Raw genomic sequence first — 18,237 nt, 5'->3', positions numbered from 1 at the left:
CGCGTCCCGGTTCCTCAACCGGGCGTGCCACTGGACGGCGATCGCCATGCCCCGCGCTCGCGCGCAAGCGGGCGGGACAGCGCCCACGACGCGGCTGCAGCCCCGGCCAGCGACTGCCGGCCGGGCATCCTGGTCAATTCAACTGCCCGACCGCCATGGCCTGCCGATCGATGCGGTGCTTCTCCGCCAGCGCCTGCATGCCCTGCAAGGTCGAAGCGATCAGGCTGGCATAGCGCACCCGCCACAGGTCGGCGCGGTCATGGTCGTCGTGGGTGCTGCCCAGGCCATCCAGCACCTGTGGCAAACGACGATCCGCCAGTGCCGAGGCCGCCAGATAAGGCTTGGCAGGTGCGATTACATCGACCGGCGCGCGCCAGTCATTGGCGACGTGCCGCGCAATGCCCGCCAGGTGCGAGAGCTGGTGCATGCCGATCAGGGTTTCATGCAGCATCTCGCGGCACGCCCACTGCCACAGCGCCACCTTTTCCGATGGGTCCTGGGTCATCTCGCTCAACGCCAGATCGACCTTCTCGATACGTAAGTCGCGCATTGCCGAGCTCCGATGTTGCTTTGCAACATAATTCACACCATCGGACGTGAGAATCAAGTGACTACGGCGTTCAAATACCGTTGGCAACCCAATATCCGACCCGTTTCACGCTTTGGCGGCTGCCAATGAACGGCGCCTGGGCAGCTGCCCGGCGGTGCAGCACAAGGCCGCTGCCCGCTGGCGCAGGCCAATTGCAAAGATCGGCAACGGCCACGCCAACGCCGTCTCGATACCCACTCCTGCTACCGCAATGACAGCCCCTGCAACGCCAACGGCCCGACGCAGGCGCCGGGCCGTTGGCTGGCTGACAGTGCCGTGCGCGTGGCGCGCGGCCCAGGGCTGAATCAGGCCAGGGTCAGGGTGACATCGATATTGCCGCGGGTCGCGTTGGAATACGGGCAGACCTGGTGCGCCTTGTCGACCAGCGCCTGCAGTTCGGCCTTGTCCATGCCCGGCACGGCGATGCGCAGTTCGACCGCGATGCCGAAACCACCCGGAATCTGGCCGATGCCTACGCTGCTATCGATGCTGACCTCGCCCGGCAACTTGAGCTTGTCCTGCCCCGCCACCGCCTTCATCGCACCGATGAAGCAGGCAGCGTAACCGGCCGCGAACAGCTGCTCGGGGTTGGTGCCATCGCCGCCAGCGCCGCCCAGCTCGCGCGGGGTGGACAACTTGGCATCCAGCGCCTTGTCCGAGGACACGGCACGGCCTTCGCGGCCACCGGTGGCGGTCGCGTGGGCGGTGTAGAGGATCTTTTCGGGTGAGGCCATGGTGGTTCTCCAGGGTTGAGCGCAGTGCGCGTTGAAGAGGGGAATGACTGCAGGCGATCAAGCGCCTGCGATCCAGGGTGAACGGCCGGTACTACCAATGAGCGGCTAGGTCATGCCAAGGCCGGTACGGAGCTTTTCCAGGTCGTGCTTGAGTTGGCGCAGTTCGTCCAGCGTACAGGCCGAGGCGCAGAACACCTGCTCGGGCACGCCGCCGGCCTTGCTACGCAGCGCACGGCCGGCATCGGTCAGCGCGATGATGACCTGGCGCTCGTCGCTGGCCGCGCGCGTGCGGGTCACCAGGCCAGCGGCCTGCAGCCGCTTGAGCAAGGGCGTGAGCGTGGCCGAATCCAGATATAGCCGCTCGCCGATTTCCGACACGCTACGGCCATCGGTCTCCCACAGCACCAGCATCACCAGGTACTGCGGATACGTGAGATCCAGCGCCTTGAGCAACACGCGATAGCGCTTGTGCATCGCCAGGTTGGCCGAATACAGCGCAAAGCACAGCTGGTTATCGAGCTGTAGCAGTGCGTTGGTGCGGGCTTGATCGGCGGTTGCGGTATCCATCACTGCAATTTATATCGCGCACTATTTAATTGCAAGCGACTTAAATTGCCGTCGTTAAGACACGACTCGCTGCAGCCATGCAGAAGGCAGCCTTCCTGAGTTATAAGTAAGCGGGAACCCGTTCCGTATCGCCAGACTCGTATGCCCGACCTTAGCGCTGTCCTCAGATTGCTTCAGCTGGAGGGAAAAACATCGCCTCTGGTGAAAGACATGCCGGCCGTACAGCTGGCGGCCGCCAAGGATCTTGTGGCAGCCGGCGTGATGTCCGACGCGATCGTGCTCGGGGCCGACGATGGCTATGCGGTGCAGTTGCTTGCACGCGACCATAGTCGGCGCCTGCTCATTTCCAAGCTGGGAGAGCCACGCACCTTTACAGGAATCGAAGCGGCGGCCAAGGCGTTGCACCAGATCGGCATCCACAGCTACCGCGTAGACAATAGCCGGAAAGTGGATCCGGCAAACACTGTGCGCATCAGACTACGCAAGCGCGCAGATCAGCAGAGCCGCATCGCAGGCGTGCACAAGGATGCCGCGTATTTGCGTTTTCTGACCGACCGTACACGCCTGGCCGTAGAAGCAGCCGATGCCAATCCGGCAGACTCGCTGACAGGCCAGCAAGCACGTGATCGCTTGCAGGCACTGAAGCAGCAGGCCAGGAAACGCATCACCAAGACATGACAGTGTACTGGGCGCTACGTGCGGATGAAGCCAGGGTCGAGTATTGGATCGATTGCATGCAAGCGACCAGCGAAGCAACTGCAGATGCTCAGGACCAGCGAATCTACGACAAGGGCCAGACGCTTGATGATGTCATGACCCACCGTAAAGGCGTGCAACCAGGAACCTATCTGGCACCGGCTTGCAGCGGAAAATTCACGCTGATCTATCGCCGTCTACTCAACGGCGACGCCGAGATTCTCGACGTTGTCCCAAGCCGCAGCAATTGGGAGAGTCCCTGAAGTCAACAGCGACGGCGCGCGCAATGGCGGTGCGACATCGGCAAGATCCACCGGCCACCGAAATAATCCCCGCAGGCTTCTTCGGCTTATGCGGGCTACTCCATCAACTCATGCCCGGTGCGCGGTGGCCAGATACTCCGCGCTCTGCATTTCGATCAGGCGCGAGGCGGTGCGTTCGAAGGCACCGGCCAGGCGCTGGCCGCTGTACAGTCCCGGCGGGGCGTCCTGCGCGGTACAGACCAGGTTGACGTGGCGGTCGTATAGCTCGTCGATCAGGTTGACGAAGCGGCGCGCGGCATCTTCGTTCATGCGGTCGAAGTGCGGAATGCCACCCAGCAGCACCGTGGTGAATTCGCGTGCGATCTCGATGTAGTCGGCCGGCCCGCGCGGACCTTCGCACAGCGCGGCGAAATCGAACCAGGCAATGCTCTTGCCGCGTGCGCGCACCGGAATCTTGCGCGCCTCGATCTCGATATTGCCCGCGCGTGGTTCGGCATTGCCGCTCAACTCGCTCCAGCGTTGCAGCAGCCAGTCATCGGCCTGCGCATCCAGCGGCGCGCGGTACACCGGCGAGCGCGTCAGCGCGCGCATGCGGTAATCCTCGGTGCCTTCGGCGTAGAGCTCCACGCAGAATGTCTGCAACAGGCCGATCGCCGGCAGGAAACTGTCGCGCTGCAGGCCGTTGGCGTAGAGATTTTCCGGCGCAGTGTTGGAGGTGGTCACCAGCGTCACGCCTTCGGCGAACAGGCGCTCCAGCAACCGTGCCAACAGCATCGCATCGCCGATATCGGTGACGAAGAATTCGTCCAGCACCAGCACGCGCAGGTTCTCGCGCCATTGCTGGGCGATCCGGGCCAGCGGGTCGCTCTGCCCGGCATGCTCGCGCAACTGCTCGTGCACGCCGCGCATGAAACGGTGGAAATGCGTGCGGTACTTCTGCTTGATCGGCAACCCGTCGTAGAACAGATCCACCAGGAAGGTCTTGCCGCGCCCCACCCCACCCCAGAAATACAGGCCACGTACCGGCTCGGGCTTTTTCCAGAACGCCGACAGCCGGTCCAGCCAGCCGTCCTGCGCGCTGTCCAGCAGCGCCTCATGGATACGGTCCAGCTCCGCCAGGGCCGCCTGCTGGGCGGGGTCGGCGCGCCAGTCGCCACGGTGTACGCCGGCGGCGTAACGCTGCGACGGGGTCATCTCACTCATTACGGTTCTCCGCGGGCGGCAGTTGTCATGCCCGCTCAACGGCGCATCGGCAGGCGATGCGCATGGGCCGTGCCGCGATCAGACGGCGGCCGGCAACCAACGCCGGACACCATGCTGGATCGCACCGCGCAGGTCGATCAATTTGCGGTGGAAGAAGTGGCTGGTGTCGGGCATGCGCACCAGCTCGGGCTGTTGCTCCAGCGTCTCCAGCCAGGCGTACACCGCCTGCGGGTCGACGATCTCGTCGGCATCGCCCTGGATCAGCAGCCACTGCGCCGGCGGCTGCAGGTCGCTGAAGTCCCAACGCCCGGCCGGCGGTGCGATCGAAATCAGCGCCTGCGGCGCCAGCGCACCGACCGCGCGCAGCGACACATACGCACCGAAGCTGAAACCCGCCAGCCACAACGTGTCGCCGGGCCGCTGCGCACGCACCCACTCGGCGACGGCGCGCAGATCGTCCTGCTCGCCGTCGCCATGGTCGAACGCGCCCGCCGAATGGCCGACGCTGCGGAAATTGAAGCGCACCACGGTGATGCCGAACTCGCGTAGCGCGCGCGCGGCCATGGTGACAACCTTGTTGTGCATGCTGCCGCCCTCGGTGGAGAGCGGGTGGCAGACGATGGCAGTGACCGGTTGCGCGGTGACATCGCTCTCGGGCAGATCGACGGCAACATCGAGCGCGCCGACCGGCCCGTCCAGCGTCAACGCAGCCGATTCGGTGGGGAATGGGGGATTGGACATGCCGTCATAATAGCCGCCCCGCCGGCCGCGTTCATCGCCCTGCCTGCACACTTTGTTGCGTTGCCCATGCATTTGCTGCTGTTTGCCGTTGTCTGCAGTGTCCTGGTGTCGGTGGTGTTGAAGCTGGCGCCGCGCCACCGAATCGATGTATTCCAGGCCATCACCTGGAACTACGCCACCGCCAGCGTGCTGGCCGTGGCCTTGCTCAAGCCGGCGTTCTCCAGCCTGAGCGCGGCCAGCACGCCCTGGGCGGCCCTGCTGGGGCTGGCGATCGCATTGCCGGGTATCTTCCTGGTGCTGGCGCGCTCGGTGCGCGTGGCCGGCATCGTGCGTACCGATGTGGCGCAACGCCTGTCACTGCTGCTGTCGCTGGCGGCGGCGTTCACCGTGTTCGGCGAGACGGCAGGGCCGTGGAAACTGGCGGGACTGGCGGTTGGGCTGCTGGCGATCGTCGGCATCGTGCAGCGTCCACGCACAACTGCCACGCTCGCGCCTGCCTGCGCTGCCGGCACACCGCCGTGCGCGTGGCCGTGGCTGTTGGGCGTATGGGCGGGCTTTGCGCTGATCGATGTGTTGCTCAAGACCATCGCCTTGTCCGGCACCCCGTCGCTGACGGCGTTGACGCTGTGCTTTGCCATCGCCTTCGTCCTGCTGCTGGGCGTGCAGGGACTGCGCCTGCGCCGCGGTCATCGCCTGCATGCCCCCAGCATCGCTGCCGGCCTGCTGCTGGGTGTGCTCAACTTCGGCAATATCCTGTTCTACGTGCGCGCGCACCAGCGCCTGCCGCAGAGCCCGGCCACGGTATTTGCCACGATGAATATCGGGGTGGTGGTGCTGGGTGCGCTGGTTGGCATGGTGGCCTTGGGCGAGCGCACTACGCGCTGGACGCGCGTGGGCCTGGCACTGGCGGTGCTGGCCATCGCCTTGATCGCGTGGGACTCGCGCTGACGTAGCGCTCAGCGATGCGATGCGCATGCCAGACGCCAGGGTGCGCGGTCAGCGCTCCCACTGCGGAAACGGGTCATCCAGCAGTTGCCAGTGGGCAGGGCCCTGGTGCAGCTCCTGGTCGCTGAGCAGGCAGGCATCCAGCGCCGCGCGCGTCTGCGCAGGGTCCATGTCTACGCCGATGACCGCCAGTTCCTGGCGGCGGTCGCCCCAAAGCGGATGCCAGAGCCGCTGCATGGCGGCGTATTCGTTGGCATCGTCCACTTCGTGCGGCTGCGGCAGCGGGGCGGTCCAGCACTGGATCTGCTGCCGCTGCCAACCGATATCGGTGTAGGGCAGCGGGGTCATGCCGATCGCCACCGGCTGGCCCTGCAGGTTGGCATCCACGCGATGACGCGCGGCGAACCAGAAACCGGCCGCATTGGTCTGGGTGGCACCGCCCACGCTGGACAGCTCGCCGACCCAATCCATGCGGCTGGCCAGCCAGAAAAAACCCTTGCTGCGGATCACCTGCGGCAAGCCGCTATGCACCATGCGCGCGAAGCGCTGCGGGTGAAACGGGCGGCGTGCGCGGTACACGAAACTGCTGATGCCGTATTCCTCGGTCTCCGGCGTGTGCTGCCCACGCAATTCCTGCATCCAACCCGGTGCCAGCTGCGCGCGGGTGAAATCGAATTTCCCGGTATCGAGCAGGTGGTGCAGTGGCACCTCGCCATGTTCCGCCTCCACGATCTGCGCGTCGCGGTTGAGCGCACGTAGCACCGCGCGCAGGCGCTGGCGCTGCGCCGCATCGATGCGGTCGCACTTGCTGATGACCAGCACGTCGGCAAATTCCACTTGCTCGCCCAGCAGCTGCACCAGCCCGCGCGTGTCGTCCGGGCCGGCCTGCTGGCCCAGCTCGGCCAGCGTGGCGGCCGAGCCGAAATCACGCAGGAACCCGCTGCCATCGACCACCGTCACCATGGTATCCAGACGGGCGATGTCCGAGAGGCTGAAGCCGTCGGCATCGCGCACCGCGAAGGTGGCCGCCACCGGCATCGGTTCGGCGATGCCGGTCGACTCGATCAGCAGGTAATCGTAGCGGCCCTGCTCGGCCAGGCGCCGTACCTCTTGCAGCAGATCGTCGCGTAGGGTGCAACAGATGCAGCCATTGCTGAACTCCACCAACGTCTCTTCGGTGCGACGCAGGGCCGCCCCGCCGTCGCGCACCAGCTGCGCGTCGATATTGACCTCGCTCATGTCGTTGACGATCACCGCCACCCGCAACCCGTGGCGGTTGTGCAGGATGCGGTTGAGCAAGGTGGTCTTGCCGGCACCCAGGAAGCCGGACAACACGGTGACGGGGAGTCGCGAATCGCGGGCGGCAGCGGGAGACATCCGGACGATCTCGAATAGGCAAAGTGTTACTATATAACATTCAATGGACGAGGCAGCCGTATGCGCCCGAGCACTTCGCTTTTGGACAACTCCGCCATCGCCCTCTCCAGCCTGTGCCTGCTGCACTGCCTGGCGTTGCCCCTGCTGGCGGTAGCACTCCCGCTGCTGGGCACCTGGAGCCGTGCCGAGTGGGTCCATGTGGTATTCGCCACCGCCGCGGTGCCGCTGAGTGGCTATGCGTTGTGGAGCAATCAGCGGCGCCACGCGCTCCCGGCCGCGCTCTGGGGCATGGCCGGCTGCGGCCTGGCTGGCCTGGCGCTGGGCGCGAGCGGAATCGCCGACGAACACCTGGAAACACCGATCACGGTAGTGGCCAGCCTGCTGCTCGCCAGCGCGCATCTGCTCAACCTGCGTCTGCGTCGCCGGAGTTGTGCGACCTGAGCGAGCGGGCCGCGCGGATCGACGCGCCTACTGCGGTCATCCACCCACTACAGCGCAAACCCCAGCAGCACCGGATCGTGGTCGGAGCTGCGCCACGGGCCGGGCAGATTGCGTTTGGCATAGCCAGCCTCGTCCATGGCGTCGGCATTGATGTGCCATTCAACCGCGCCACGCAGCTGCTTGGCCATCGCCGGGCTGAGCAAGGCGTGATCCAGGCGCCCGCTCATGCCGTCGTAGACGTAGCTATAGGGCTGCTTCACGCCGGCCACTGCGAAGGCGTCCTGCCAGCCGCTGGCACGCAGGCTGCGCATCGGGGTTTCCATCGCATGCGCGTTGAAGTCGCCCAGCAGCACCGCCAACCTGGTCTGCGCGCCGGTCGGGTCGGTCTGCAGCCACTGGTGCAGGCGCTTGGCCGACTCGGTCCGGGTCGCGTTCCAGCAGGCCTGGCCGTCGCCTTGATCGGCATCGGCTCCGCTGGCGTTGCCGCAGCCTTTGGACTTGAAGTGATTGGCGACCATCACGAACGTGGCCCCCCGGGTGGTGCGGAATGCCTGCGCCAACGGCACCCGGCTGTGGTGATCGAACGGCCCGCCCGTCAGCGTGGCCGGCTTGCCCACCGGGGTGACCTGGCTGCTGCGGTAGATGATGCCAACACGGATTGCGTCCTCGCCCGGGCCGTTGCCGGTATCGACGAAGCGCCAATCCTTGTCGGTGCCGGCCGCATTGAGCGCGGCCACCAGTTGCGCCACCGCAGCGTCGCCGTCGTTGCCGTCGTTTTCCAGTTCCATCAGCGCGGCCACATCGGCCCGCAGCGGCACGATGGTGGCCACCAGCTTGGCCAGCTGCGCCTGGAATTGTGCGTACGTGCGGGCGCCGCGCTTGGTCGGGAAGCCGCCGCCGCGGCCATTGCCGTTGAAGAAGTTTTCCAGGTTGAACGAAGCGATGCGCAGATCCCCACCCACCTGCGGCGCCACTGCGGTCGGCAGCGCCGGCGGGCTGAGCGGGCGCAGCACCTGGATGCGGTACTGACCGTCGTAGCGCTGATCGACGATGCCATCCACCGCCTTGAGCAGGCTGCCACTACGCAGCACCGCATCGGCCGGCAGGTAGGACACCGTCTTGGGGTTGCGGCCGCTGCGGGCGTCGTCCAGCAGCACCCGGCGGCGCGCGTTATCGGCCTGCACCTGGGCGAATGCCGGCGTGCCGGCCGCCGCCACCTCGCCGGGTTGCCACAGGCGCCCGCCGAAACCGGCGATCAGCTCGCCATAGGTGTCCAGGCGGTCGCTGCCGTTGAGCGTCAGCGCGGCGATGCGCACATGCTCGCCTTCCAGTGCTTCCCAATCGGCGGGCGGTCCGCTGAGCATGCGCACCGGCACCGGCTGGTCGCCGGCGAGCCGCTCGATGCTGCTGGCGTCCACGCTGGTCAGGCTCGCATCGCCGCCGGCCGCCACCTCGCGCACGGTACCGGTGATGCGTACGCGGTCGCCCACTACCACCTCGGCATTGCCGGCACCGGTGACGAACAGGCCGTGCGAGCGGCGCGGCTCGAAACCGGGCTGCTGCACGAACAGGCCGGCCAGACCGATGCGCGTGTCGGCAGTGACGATGCCTTCCACCTCCACCACGCGGCCGTCGTAGGGGCTGCGACTGTCTTCGCCCTGCACGTCGGCAATCGAGAGCAGCTGCGCGGTGCCATCGGCGGCGCTGCACAGCAGCGGGGCCAGTAAACCAACCAGACCGAGCACAACCAGCGGGCGAGGCGACATCGAACGACTCCAGAAGAAGTGGACCAAACGCAAACGCCGCCCGGGAGGCGGCGCGTCATAACCAAAGCGCGGAAGCAGGCTAGCAAACCGCGATGAAGTGGCGCCAGGCGCGCGCGCTCTACAGAAAGCGATCAAGCCGACGCTACCAAGGAGGCGGCGCAGCCGATGCATTGCACCACGCAGCGCGCTTGGCCATGGATACCTGCACCGTGGTCTGCAGGCAACGCACCGGCATGGCGGCCAATCGCGAACCAGCTCAACCAAGCAGAACTGATACCGTTGGACCGCCCTTCCCCAACGGCCCGCCAGGATCTTATTTCAGGTTGCCCAGCATCCAGTCGACGGTGGCACGCACCTGCTCTTCGGTCAGTGCCGGATTGCCGCCCTTGGGCGGCATGATGCCACCGTCCGGGCCGGTGTAGCCCTGGATCGCGTGTTTGTACAAGGTGTCCTTGCCCTGGGCGATACGCGCATCCCAATGCGAGTGGTCCAGCGTCGGCGCCTTGCCGATCCCGTTGGTGTGACAGGCGGTGCACAGGTTGTTGTAGATGGTCTTGCCGTCGGTGGTGCCGCCGTAGGCGGACTGTGAGGCCGCCTTGGCCAGGGCGGCCGCCTGGGCGGCTGCCTGGGCCGCTGCGCCCGTGGTGCCGGCGTACACCGCGCCTGCAGGCGCGATGCGCTGTTGCAGCCGTTTGGCGGCCGTCGGCGAGACTTCGTCGGGAATGACCCGTTGCAAATAGGCTGCCAGGGCGATCAGCCCCAGGGTGATCACCACCAGCAAACCGATCACCATCGAGAATTTTTTCAGGAACTCGAGGTCGTAATTCCGCACGCGCTCACCCCTGGCTGTTGGTCGAAGACCTCTGCTAGCGGCCGAGTATAGAGCACAGTGCACGCCAGTCTGACCAGAGCGGATGACAGTTTTTACCGCAACCTGCACAGCACCCCGGCAACCACACGTTCGCGCGGCTAACCCGCGCGGGGGAATGCCGTCGAATTGCCGCAATGCCGCATGGCGCATTGGTCTCGATTGTGGGAATTGCGTATCATTCCCATCAATACAGGGCTCGCGCGATTCGCGCGGCGCCCAGCCAGTCTTCCGAGGAGTTGCCGCGATGAAAGCCTTCCTGCTGTCCTGCCTGGCCGTGGCCAGTCTCAGCCTGTCCGCCCAGGCCCACGAAATCTGGATCGAGCGCGACGGCAGCGGTCCGGTGCGCATCTACTTCGGCGAACCGACACAGGAAGTCCTCGACCACGGCCAGGACGAGATCAAGCGCGTGGTCAAGCCGACCGTGTTCGGCAGCGCCGGCAAGGCCGGTGCCCTGCAACGTGGCAGCGAGTTCCTGACCGCGCCGTTGTCCGGTGCCGGCGATGCCTGGCTGAGCGACGAGGGCGTGTTCGAGCCGTGGAAGGGCGACGCCGGCGGCTTTGAAACGGTGAGCTATTACGCCCGTGCCGGCCGTTCCACCACGTCGGCCAAGCTGGACCTGGAGCTGGTGCCCACCACCGCCAACGGCAACACGCTCACCGTGCTCTATCGCAACAAGCCGCTGCCCAAGGCCGACGTCACCGTGATCGACCCGCAGAAGTGGCAGAAGACGCTGACCTCCGATGCGAAGGGCCAGGTGACGCTGCCGACGCTGCGTGCCGGCCGCCACATCCTGGTGGTCAATACCAAGGAGCCGGTGAAGCGTGAGATTGCCGGCAAGCAGGTCACCCTGGTGCACCACATCAGCACGCTGACCTTCCAGGCCGAATAACCGCAGCCGCGTCGTTTCCCGCATGGCAACCGCTGCCCAACCGCCGGCCTGGTTCAGGCGCCCCTGGCTGGGGGTACTGTCGCGCACGCTGGCGGCCATGGTCGGTGGCTACGCGCTGGCCAGCGCCACCAATCTGGTGCTGGCGCTGGTGCTGCCGATGCCGCGTAGCGAAGCGGTATTGACCAGCATGCTGGTCGGCATCGTGGTGTACGCCTGCGCGCCGCTGTGGGCGTTCGCCACTGCCAGCGTGTGGCGCGCCTGGGCCGGTATCGCGGTGCCGGCCGCACTGCTGTTCGCGCTGGTCGCCTGGCTGCAACAGGGCGCACCATGAAGCAGGGATTGCGCCAGTCGATGGCCTGGCTGCACACCTGGACCGGCCTGCTGGTCGGCTGGGTGCTGCTGCTGATCTTCATGGGCGGCACCGCCAGCTATTATCGCGATGAAATCAGCCGCTGGATGCGCCCGGAGCTGCCCACCACCACGGTGAGCACCGCCACCGCGCTGCGCAGTGCCGAGCAGTACCTGCGCACCCATGCGGCCGACGCGCTGAGCTGGAACATCACCTTGCCGGATGCACGCACGCCGGTGGTGAGCATGTACTGGCAAAATCCCGCGCCCGCCGCCGGCGAACCGGCCGGGCGCCGGCCGATGTACGGCACGGCCATGATCGACCCGGCCACCGGCAGGGAAATCGCTGCGCGCGATACGCTGGGCGGCGAGTTCTTCTACCGGCTGCACTTCGACCTGCATTACATGCCGGTGCTGTGGGCGCGCTACATCGTGGGGTTCTGCGCGATGTTCATGCTGGTGGCCATCATCAGTGGCGTCATCACCCACAAGAAGATCTTCAAGGACTTCTTCACCTTTCGCCCGGGCAAGGGCCTGCGCTCGTGGCTGGATTTCCACAATGTCAGCGCGGTGACCGCATTGCCGTACCACGCGATGATTACCTACACCGGCATCGTGACCTTGATGTTCATGTACCTGCCGTGGGGCATCAAGGCGCGCTACGGCAGCGAAGAGATGCGTTTCTACGACGAGTCGGCCAACCGTGTGGCCGACACGCGGCAAGCGGCGAGTACGCCGGCGCGCATGCTGCCGCTGGAACAGTTCGTGGAGCGTGCACGCCGCGACCTGCGCGGCGCGCAGATCGGCAACGTGGCGGTGTCGCTCCCCAACGATGCGCATGCGGCAGTGGGCGTGAGCCAGTTGGCCACCGCGCTGTCGAGCAACGCGCCCTCCATCCTGTACGACGGCACCAGCGGCCAACGCCTGCAACGCAGCGGCGCGCCTGGTGGTGCAAGTGAAACGCGCGGGGTGATGGTGGGCCTGCATATTGCCCACTTCGCCGGGCCTTGGCTGCGCGCACTGTTCTTCGGTTCCGGCCTGCTGGGCTGCCTGATGGTGGCCAGCGGCGTGGTGATGTGGGCGGTGAAGGAACGGCCCAAGCATCTGAAGGCCGGGCGGATCGGATTCGGCCTGCGGCTGGTGGATGCCCTCAATATCGGCACCGTGGCCGGCCTGCCGATTGCCTTTGCCAGTTTCTTCTGGGCCAACCGGCTGCTGCCGGTGGCGCTGGACGGGCGGGCGGCGATGGAGGCGCATGTGTTCTTCGCCGCCTGGGCGACGGCGTTGCTGGCGGCCTTCGTGTTGCCGCGACGGGCAATGTGGAGCTGGCAGCTGTATCTGGGCGCGGCGCTGTTGGCGCTGATCCCGTTGCTCAATGCCGTGACCACCGATGTGCATCTGGGCGTGACCTTGCCGGCCGGGCAATGGGCCCTGGCTGGCGTCGATCTGGTCTGCCTGGGCCTGGGCGTGGGCCTGGGCATTGCCGGCTGGCGCCTGCAGCGCGCTGGACCGCGCCGCCATCGGCGGCCGCACGCCGCCAGCGCGCGGCCGTGGCGCAGAGCAACGTGCCGATGAACGTGCCGATGCAGGAAGGCGCATGAACGTGCTGCTGGTGCTGGCGCTGAATTTTTCCGGGTTTGCCGCGTTGTGCCTGGCGATGGAAAAGCATCAGCACGAGGTCCGTGGCCGCCGCCTGGGCACTGCACGCACGCGTCAGTTGCGGCTGGTGGGCTGGGCGCTGTTGCTGCTCACCTTTGGCCTGGCCGTGCACGCGCAGGGCTGGGGCATCGGGCCCGTGCTATGGCTGGGCAGCCTCACGGCGGCGACGGCCGTGCTGGCGCTATGGCTGCTGCCGTATCGGCGTGGATGGATCTTGCCGGCAGCACTGCTCGCGCCGATGCTGGCGGGCATGGCGCAGCTGCTGGCGGGTTGAATCGGTCGCGGTGAAGTCGCAGTCTCGGTGGCGTTGTGCCGGGATACGCGATGTCTGTGGATAGGCCCCCGGTGTGCGGAAGGCTACGCCAGCCAATCCTCCAATAATCGGATTGCTGCGTGCTCGCTACAGCGCAGCCGCAGATGCCGCACGCGATCTTCGGCATGCACCTGCCGCTGCGGTGCAAGCGGTGCGCACCACGGCTACACCGTCGTCGGCGGATCGCCCCAGCTGCGGCCGTCGCGCGGCAGGCGGCCGTCGTCGAGCACGCGTAGCACCTGTTCGGGCTGCAGCATGTCCAGGAACAGCGCCACGTTGACGCCATCCGGCAGTGCCATGCTTGGGAAGAGTACCCCGGGAATCTGCGCCTCGCGCAGCAGGTCGCCGAGCACCCAGCTCACCGGTTCGACCTTGTTGACCAGGGCCTTGCGCCAGTCGTCTGTCCAGTCGGCCCACAGTGCGTCCCAACTGTCGTCGAGCAGGCGCAGGTCGGCCAGCGCCGGAAGCTGCGCGGCATAGCTGACCAGCGTCAACGGCGGCAGGAACGGCGCCGCCTGCGCATATTCGGCCGCGGCGGTCTCCAGTTGCAGCGACAGGTACAGCGCCGGCTGGCCGAAGCGATTGAAGCGCCCGCCCGAGCGTGCGGCACCGGCGCCACTCAACGGCTCGGCGGCCCAGCGCGGGGTGAAGGCGCGATACAGCGTGCAGTGCGCCGGGGCGCTCAGCTTCAACCAGCCGCTCCGGCGGCCACGGTACGCAGGTAGGTCAGCGCATCGTCGGTGCGGCCTTGTTTGACCACTTCCAGCAAGGTGGCGAATTCGAATGCGGGGATCGGGGTGTTCTTCAGATGGAAGACCAGCTGGCGTTCGTCCGGCTGGATCTGCGCCATGGCCACCAGCAACCGCGACAGATTGCGCAACAGGTCCTGCACGCGCGGGCTTTCCGGATGCACGCGCAGGCTGTTGCGGTGCACACCGGCCAACTCGGCCAGCTCCTGCTGCGACAGCTCCAGCAGGCCGGCCATGGCCGAGGGCGACAGGATCGTGCGGTCGGGCGCGCGCAACCGCTCGGTCAGGGACAGGGGATTGAGGACGGCAACCATGGAGGTGCTCGGATAGGAGTCGCGCACAGTATATGCACAGAAATGCGCATTCATCCAGCACAGTTGAAGTACGGTCAGCGCCGTGTCAGGCCCGCGCAGACGTCCCCACCGCGCGCAGGCAGAAGCCGCAGATCGCCTCCACCAGGTGTTCGCCCTGCTGCGGATCGCCACGGCTTGGCGCGATCGGCCCGACCAGGGCCTCGGTAAAGGCACCCACGAGGCAGGCCGCGGCGGCATCCAGCGACTGCTCGGGAAATTCTCCGGCGGCCACGCCTTCGGCCAGCAATTGCCGAAACACCTCGCCGAACAAGCGGCGGCCGCGAATGCGTTCGGCGTCCACCTCGCTTTCCACCGGCTCGGCGATGAAGGCATAGGCCAGCGCCGGGCCGGCCAGCGCGCGCCGCACGAAGGTGGCGATAGCCGTGCGCAGGCGCTCGCTCGGCGGTGCCGGGGTGTTGGCAACGGCACGCAGGATAGTCACCTCCCGCTGCACGGCAGCATGCAGAACTTCCACGAAAAGTTCTGCCTTGGAGGGGAAATGCCGGTAGATCTGCCCGGTTGAAACGCCAGCAGCGGCCGCGACCGCGGTGATCGGGGCATTGCGGTAGCCGCCCTCGGCGATCAGCACCCGCGCCGCCTGCAGGATGCGTTCGCGATTGCCGGCCAGGCGTTCTTCCATCAGGGCGGAGCGTCGATAAGCCATGGTGTGATTCTTGGTTCAATAGTTGAATTTTAGTTCACTTTTTTGTCTCGGACCGCTAGGCTGGTCATATCCGCCGCGCGGCCCGCCCGCCCCCACCCGGCACGTTCCGATCCTTGTGGAGTTGTTGCATGCATGTGCCGTCCTTGAATTTCGAGCTTGGTGAAGAGATCGACCTGCTGCGCGAAAGCGTGGCCGCCTTCGCCAGCCACCATATCGCCCCGCTCGCCGCCGCAGCCGATCACGACAACGTCTTCCCCGCACAGCTATGGCCACTGTTCGGCGAACAAGGCCTGCTGGGGCTAACCGTGGAAGAAGCATACGGCGGCACCGGCATGGGCTACCTGGCACACGTGGTGGCGATGGAAGAGATCTCGCGCGCCGGCGGTGCGATCGGGCTGTCGTATGGCGCGCATTCCAACCTGTGCCTCAACCAGCTGCGCAAGAATGCCAGCCACGCACAGAAGCAGCGCTACCTGCCCAAGCTCTGCAGCGGCGAGCATGTGGGCGCACTGGCGATGAGCGAGGCCGGCTCGGGCTCGGATGTGGTGTCGATGAAGCTGCGCGCCGATGCGCGTGGCGATCGCTTCGTGCTCAACGGCAACAAGATGTGGATCACCAACGGCCCCGACGCCGATGTGCTGGTGGTGTACGCCAAGACCGACCCGGACGCCGGCGCACGCGGTATCACCGCCTTCATTGTCGAAAAGGGCATGCCGGGGTTTTCCACCGCACAGAAGCTGGACAAGCTGGGCATGCGCGGCTCCAATACCTGCGAGCTGGTGTTCACCGATTGCGAAGTGCCAGCCGAGAACGTGCTGGGCACGCTCAACGGCGGTGTGCGCGTACTGATGTCGGGGCTGGATTACGAACGCCTTGTGCTGGCTGGTGGCCCGCTGGGGCTGATGGCCGCGGCAATGGACGTGGTGCTGCCCTACGTGCACGAGCGCAAGCAGTTCGGCGAGCCGATCGGCAGCTTCCAGTTGATGCAGGCCAAGCTGGCCGACATGTACGTGGGCCTCAATGCCTGCCGTGCCTATGTGTATGCGGTGGCGCGCGCCTGCGATGCCGGGCGCACCACACGCCAGGACGCCGCCGGTGCGATCCTGTACGCCGCCGAGAAGGCCACCTGGCTGACCGGCCAGGCGATCCAGGTGCTGGGCGGCAACGGCTACATCAACGACTACCCCACCGGGCGCTTGTGGCGCGATGCCAAGTTGTACGAAATTGGCGCGGGCACCTCGGAGATCCGGCGCATGCTGATCGGCCGCGAACTGTTCGAACGCACTGCCTGACGGAGCCACCATGAGCGTCATCAACAGCCAGCTGCAGGTGAGCAGCGACAGTTTCCAGGCCAATGCCACGGCCATGCGCGTGGTGGTGCAGGACCTGCGCCGTACGCTGGCGCAGACCGCACTCGGCGGCAGCGACGCCGCGCGCGCAAAGCACAGCGCGCGTGGCAAGTTGCTGGTGCGCGAACGCATCGATGCGCTGCTGGACCCGGGCAGCGCCTTGCTGGAAATCGCACCGCTGGCCGCGCACGGCATGTACGACGACCAGGTGCCCTGCGCCGGTGTGGTGGCGGGCATCGGCCGCGTGTCGGGCGTGGAATGCGTGATCGTGGCCAACGATGCCACCGTCAAGGGCGGCACCTATTACCCGATGACGGTGAAGAAACACCTGCGTGCGCAGGAGATCGCGCAACAAAACCGGTTGCCGTGCATCTACCTGGTCGATTCCGGCGGCGCATTCCTGCCGCTGCAGGATGAAGTCTTCCCCGACCGCGATCATTTCGGGCGGATTTTCTACAACCAGGCCAACCTCTCGGCCAACGGCATCCCGCAGATCGCCTGCGTGATGGGTTCGTGCACCGCTGGCGGTGCGTACGTGCCGGCGATGAGCGATGAAACGGTAATCGTGCGCGAGCAGGGCACGATCTTTCTGGGCGGCCCGCCCCTGGTCAAGGCCGCCACCGGCGAGGAAGTCAGCGCCGAGGAGCTGGGCGGCGCCGACGTGCACACGCGTATCTCCGGGGTGGCCGACCACTTCGCCGACAACGATCTGCAAGCGCTGGCACGTGTGCGCACCATCATCGCCCAGCTCAACTGGCGCAAGCCCGCTGCCACGCTGGCGCTGCAGGCACCGCTACCGCCGCGACATGCGGCCGATGAAGTGTATGGAGTGATCCCCGCCGACACGCGCAAACCCTTCGACGTACGCGAGGTGATCGCCCGCATCGTCGACGACTCGCGACTGGACGAATTCAAGCCACGCTACGGCAGCACCCTGGTCACCGGCTTTGCGCATCTGCACGGCTACCCGGTGGGCATCATCGCCAACAACGGCATCCTGTTTTCCGAGTCCGCGCTCAAGGGCGCGCACTTCATCGAACTGTGCACGCAGCGCGGGATTCCGCTGGTATTCCTGCAGAACATCACCGGCTTCATGGTGGGACGCAAATACGAACATGGCGGCATCGCCAAGGACGGCGCCAAGCTGGTGATGGCGGTGGCGTGTGCCGAGGTGCCCAAGTTCACCGTGGTGATCGGCGGCTCGTTCGGCGCGGGCAACTACGGCATGTGCGGACGTGCGTACTCACCCAACTTCCTGTGGATGTGGCCGAACGCACGCATCGGCGTGATGGGCGGTGAACAAGCCGCCAGCGTGCTGGCCACGGTGCGTCGCGACGGCATCGAGGCCAAGGGCGGCGCGTGGTCGGGCGAGGAAGAAGACGCCTTCAAGGCGCCGATCCGCGCACAGTTCGAACAGCAGGGCCATCCTTACTACGCCAGTGCAAGGCTGTGGGACGACGGCATCATCGACCCGGCCGATACCCGCCGCGTGTTGGGGCTGGGCCTTTCGGCCGCGTTGAATGCGCCGATCAAGCCCACGCGCTTTGGCGTGTTTCGGATGTGAGCAGGACGGTGCGCAGCCGGGCACGGCGCATGCAGGCGTGCACGCCTATCTGCACTGTGTACTTGCCTATGCCGCACCCGCGCAACCGTTCCGAACCAGTGTCGACACATGCGCTCACGCTGGATGCGTCTGGCAACAACGCCGTATCCATCACGC

General features: G+C 66.4%; 20 protein-coding genes and 1 pseudogene. 10 read left to right on the top strand and 11 right to left on the bottom strand.

The window, feature by feature from the left end:
* Positions 1–133: 133 nt before the first annotated feature.
* From XcuCFBP2542_RS07330 to XcuCFBP2542_RS07320, 3 genes are all read right to left on the bottom strand, one after another.
* Positions 134–550 (bottom strand): hypothetical protein, encoded by a 417-nt coding sequence (locus XcuCFBP2542_RS07330; RefSeq protein WP_167526806.1) that lies wholly within the window; start codon positions 548–550, stop codon positions 134–136.
* 344 nt (positions 551–894) lie between these two features.
* A complete protein-coding gene (locus XcuCFBP2542_RS07325; RefSeq protein WP_023902199.1) occupies positions 895–1,323 on the bottom strand; it encodes an organic hydroperoxide resistance protein in 429 nt (142 codons plus the stop codon).
* A gap of 105 nt (positions 1,324–1,428) precedes the next feature.
* Positions 1,429–1,890: a MarR family winged helix-turn-helix transcriptional regulator gene (locus tag XcuCFBP2542_RS07320; protein ID WP_104602944.1), complete on the bottom strand. Its 462-nt coding sequence runs from the start codon at positions 1,888–1,890 to the stop codon at positions 1,429–1,431.
* Positions 1,891–2,031: 141 nt separating this feature from the next.
* On the opposite strand from XcuCFBP2542_RS07320, the gene XcuCFBP2542_RS07315 reads away from it, so the two are divergent.
* Positions 2,032–2,568, top strand: coding sequence for a hypothetical protein (locus tag XcuCFBP2542_RS07315; protein WP_146090310.1), 537 nt, complete (start codon positions 2,032–2,034; stop codon positions 2,566–2,568).
* Between the two features lie 56 nt (positions 2,569–2,624).
* Positions 2,625–2,849: a hypothetical protein gene (locus tag XcuCFBP2542_RS07310; RefSeq protein ID WP_146090309.1), complete on the top strand. Its 225-nt coding sequence runs from the start codon at positions 2,625–2,627 to the stop codon at positions 2,847–2,849.
* Between the two features lie 108 nt (positions 2,850–2,957).
* On the opposite strand, the gene zapE is transcribed toward XcuCFBP2542_RS07310, so the two are convergent.
* Positions 2,958–4,052 (bottom strand): cell division protein ZapE, encoded by a 1,095-nt coding sequence (zapE, locus tag XcuCFBP2542_RS07305; protein ID WP_104602941.1) that lies wholly within the window; start codon positions 4,050–4,052, stop codon positions 2,958–2,960.
* A gap of 78 nt (positions 4,053–4,130) precedes the next feature.
* Complete coding sequence (locus tag XcuCFBP2542_RS07300; RefSeq protein WP_104603001.1) at positions 4,131–4,793, bottom strand: alpha/beta hydrolase; 663 nt, start codon at positions 4,791–4,793, stop codon at positions 4,131–4,133.
* 66 nt (positions 4,794–4,859) lie between these two features.
* Between XcuCFBP2542_RS07300 and XcuCFBP2542_RS07295 the strand changes: the two genes are divergently transcribed.
* On the top strand, positions 4,860–5,741 hold the full coding sequence (locus XcuCFBP2542_RS07295) for a hypothetical protein (RefSeq protein ID WP_104602940.1): 882 nt from the start codon (positions 4,860–4,862) through the stop codon (positions 5,739–5,741).
* A 48-nt stretch (positions 5,742–5,789) separates the two neighbouring features.
* Here XcuCFBP2542_RS07295 and XcuCFBP2542_RS07290 read toward each other — a convergent pair whose 3' ends face one another.
* Complete coding sequence (locus XcuCFBP2542_RS07290) at positions 5,790–7,115, bottom strand: GTP-binding protein (RefSeq protein WP_104602939.1); 1,326 nt, start codon at positions 7,113–7,115, stop codon at positions 5,790–5,792.
* Between the two features lie 60 nt (positions 7,116–7,175).
* Between XcuCFBP2542_RS07290 and XcuCFBP2542_RS07285 the strand changes: the two genes are divergently transcribed.
* Positions 7,176–7,556, top strand: coding sequence for a MerC family mercury resistance protein (locus XcuCFBP2542_RS07285; protein WP_104602938.1), 381 nt, complete (start codon positions 7,176–7,178; stop codon positions 7,554–7,556).
* A 47-nt stretch (positions 7,557–7,603) separates the two neighbouring features.
* On the opposite strand, the gene XcuCFBP2542_RS07280 is transcribed toward XcuCFBP2542_RS07285, so the two are convergent.
* Positions 7,604–9,322 carry an ExeM/NucH family extracellular endonuclease gene (locus tag XcuCFBP2542_RS07280; RefSeq protein WP_104602937.1) on the bottom strand — a complete coding sequence of 573 codons (1,719 nt, stop codon included), beginning with the start codon at positions 9,320–9,322 and terminating at the stop codon, positions 7,604–7,606.
* A gap of 313 nt (positions 9,323–9,635) precedes the next feature.
* Positions 9,636–10,154, bottom strand: a complete 519-nt coding sequence (locus XcuCFBP2542_RS07275) for a c-type cytochrome (protein ID WP_104602936.1) — start codon at positions 10,152–10,154, stop codon at positions 9,636–9,638.
* Positions 10,155–10,437: 283 nt separating this feature from the next.
* Here XcuCFBP2542_RS07275 and XcuCFBP2542_RS07270 point away from each other — a divergent pair, with 283 nt between their 5' ends.
* From XcuCFBP2542_RS07270 to XcuCFBP2542_RS07255, 4 genes and pseudogenes are all read left to right on the top strand, one after another.
* Positions 10,438–11,082 (top strand): DUF4198 domain-containing protein, encoded by a 645-nt coding sequence (locus XcuCFBP2542_RS07270; RefSeq protein WP_104602935.1) that lies wholly within the window; start codon positions 10,438–10,440, stop codon positions 11,080–11,082.
* A 22-nt stretch (positions 11,083–11,104) separates the two neighbouring features.
* Positions 11,105–11,413, top strand: a complete 309-nt coding sequence (locus XcuCFBP2542_RS07265) for a DUF3649 domain-containing protein (protein ID WP_104602934.1) — start codon at positions 11,105–11,107, stop codon at positions 11,411–11,413.
* Positions 11,410–13,031 (top strand): annotated as a pseudogene (locus XcuCFBP2542_RS07260) (PepSY-associated TM helix domain-containing protein). Before XcuCFBP2542_RS07265 ends, XcuCFBP2542_RS07260 begins: the two are co-directional and overlap by 4 nt.
* Complete coding sequence (locus XcuCFBP2542_RS07255; RefSeq protein WP_104602933.1) at positions 13,028–13,363, top strand: DUF3325 domain-containing protein; 336 nt, start codon at positions 13,028–13,030, stop codon at positions 13,361–13,363. The pseudogene XcuCFBP2542_RS07260 and the gene XcuCFBP2542_RS07255 overlap by 4 nt, the downstream one beginning before the upstream one ends.
* Positions 13,364–13,566: 203 nt before the next feature.
* Here XcuCFBP2542_RS07255 and XcuCFBP2542_RS07250 read toward each other — a convergent pair whose 3' ends face one another.
* The 3 genes from XcuCFBP2542_RS07250 to XcuCFBP2542_RS07240 form a co-directional block, all read right to left on the bottom strand.
* The gene (locus tag XcuCFBP2542_RS07250; protein ID WP_104602932.1) at positions 13,567–14,094 is read right to left on the bottom strand and encodes an RES family NAD+ phosphorylase; all 528 of its coding nucleotides are present in this window, start codon (positions 14,092–14,094) and stop codon (positions 13,567–13,569) included.
* Positions 14,091–14,465: a hypothetical protein gene (locus XcuCFBP2542_RS07245; protein ID WP_055853635.1), complete on the bottom strand. Its 375-nt coding sequence runs from the start codon at positions 14,463–14,465 to the stop codon at positions 14,091–14,093. The genes XcuCFBP2542_RS07250 and XcuCFBP2542_RS07245 overlap by 4 nt, the downstream gene beginning before the upstream one ends.
* A gap of 85 nt (positions 14,466–14,550) precedes the next feature.
* Positions 14,551–15,168 carry a TetR/AcrR family transcriptional regulator gene (locus tag XcuCFBP2542_RS07240; RefSeq protein WP_104602931.1) on the bottom strand — a complete coding sequence of 206 codons (618 nt, stop codon included), beginning with the start codon at positions 15,166–15,168 and terminating at the stop codon, positions 14,551–14,553.
* Positions 15,169–15,296: 128 nt separating this feature from the next.
* Here XcuCFBP2542_RS07240 and XcuCFBP2542_RS07235 point away from each other — a divergent pair, with 128 nt between their 5' ends.
* Together XcuCFBP2542_RS07235 and XcuCFBP2542_RS07230 are read left to right on the top strand one after the other, a co-directional pair.
* A complete protein-coding gene (locus tag XcuCFBP2542_RS07235; protein ID WP_104602930.1) occupies positions 15,297–16,460 on the top strand; it encodes an isovaleryl-CoA dehydrogenase in 1,164 nt (387 codons plus the stop codon).
* Positions 16,461–16,470: 10 nt separating this feature from the next.
* Complete coding sequence (locus tag XcuCFBP2542_RS07230) at positions 16,471–18,081, top strand: carboxyl transferase domain-containing protein (RefSeq protein WP_104602929.1); 1,611 nt, start codon at positions 16,471–16,473, stop codon at positions 18,079–18,081.
* Positions 18,082–18,237 lie beyond the last annotated feature (156 nt).

The sequence above is a fragment of the Xanthomonas cucurbitae genome (genome assembly GCF_002939885.1).
GTDB classification, from domain to species: domain Bacteria; phylum Pseudomonadota; class Gammaproteobacteria; order Xanthomonadales; family Xanthomonadaceae; genus Xanthomonas; species Xanthomonas cucurbitae.
Note: the sequence above shows the minus strand (reverse complement) of the source record. Positions and strands in the feature narration are given on the sequence as shown.

Bases quoted from the DNA above. Each gene is read 5' to 3' on its own strand.
- XcuCFBP2542_RS07330 (WP_167526806.1), bottom strand. From the start codon at position 550: ATGCGCGACTTACGTATCGAGAAGGTCGATCTGGCGTTGAGCGAGATG.
- XcuCFBP2542_RS07325 (WP_023902199.1), bottom strand. From the start codon at position 1,323: ATGGCCTCACCCGAAAAGATCCTCTACACCGCCCACGCGACCGCCACC.
- XcuCFBP2542_RS07320 (WP_104602944.1), bottom strand. From the start codon at position 1,890: ATGGATACCGCAACCGCCGATCAAGCCCGCACCAACGCACTGCTACAG.
- XcuCFBP2542_RS07315 (WP_146090310.1), top strand. From the start codon at position 2,032: ATGCCCGACCTTAGCGCTGTCCTCAGATTGCTTCAGCTGGAGGGAAAA.
- XcuCFBP2542_RS07310 (WP_146090309.1), top strand. From the start codon at position 2,625: ATGCAAGCGACCAGCGAAGCAACTGCAGATGCTCAGGACCAGCGAATC.
- zapE (WP_104602941.1), bottom strand. From the start codon at position 4,052: ATGAGTGAGATGACCCCGTCGCAGCGTTACGCCGCCGGCGTACACCGT.
- XcuCFBP2542_RS07300 (WP_104603001.1), bottom strand. From the start codon at position 4,793: ATGTCCAATCCCCCATTCCCCACCGAATCGGCTGCGTTGACGCTGGAC.
- XcuCFBP2542_RS07295 (WP_104602940.1), top strand. From the start codon at position 4,860: ATGCATTTGCTGCTGTTTGCCGTTGTCTGCAGTGTCCTGGTGTCGGTG.
- XcuCFBP2542_RS07290 (WP_104602939.1), bottom strand. From the start codon at position 7,115: ATGTCTCCCGCTGCCGCCCGCGATTCGCGACTCCCCGTCACCGTGTTG.
- XcuCFBP2542_RS07285 (WP_104602938.1), top strand. From the start codon at position 7,176: ATGCGCCCGAGCACTTCGCTTTTGGACAACTCCGCCATCGCCCTCTCC.
- XcuCFBP2542_RS07280 (WP_104602937.1), bottom strand. From the start codon at position 9,322: ATGTCGCCTCGCCCGCTGGTTGTGCTCGGTCTGGTTGGTTTACTGGCC.
- XcuCFBP2542_RS07270 (WP_104602935.1), top strand. From the start codon at position 10,438: ATGAAAGCCTTCCTGCTGTCCTGCCTGGCCGTGGCCAGTCTCAGCCTG.
- XcuCFBP2542_RS07265 (WP_104602934.1), top strand. From the start codon at position 11,105: ATGGCAACCGCTGCCCAACCGCCGGCCTGGTTCAGGCGCCCCTGGCTG.
- XcuCFBP2542_RS07255 (WP_104602933.1), top strand. From the start codon at position 13,028: ATGAACGTGCTGCTGGTGCTGGCGCTGAATTTTTCCGGGTTTGCCGCG.
- XcuCFBP2542_RS07245 (WP_055853635.1), bottom strand. From the start codon at position 14,465: ATGGTTGCCGTCCTCAATCCCCTGTCCCTGACCGAGCGGTTGCGCGCG.
- XcuCFBP2542_RS07240 (WP_104602931.1), bottom strand. From the start codon at position 15,168: ATGGCTTATCGACGCTCCGCCCTGATGGAAGAACGCCTGGCCGGCAAT.
- XcuCFBP2542_RS07235 (WP_104602930.1), top strand. From the start codon at position 15,297: ATGCATGTGCCGTCCTTGAATTTCGAGCTTGGTGAAGAGATCGACCTG.
- XcuCFBP2542_RS07230 (WP_104602929.1), top strand. From the start codon at position 16,471: ATGAGCGTCATCAACAGCCAGCTGCAGGTGAGCAGCGACAGTTTCCAG.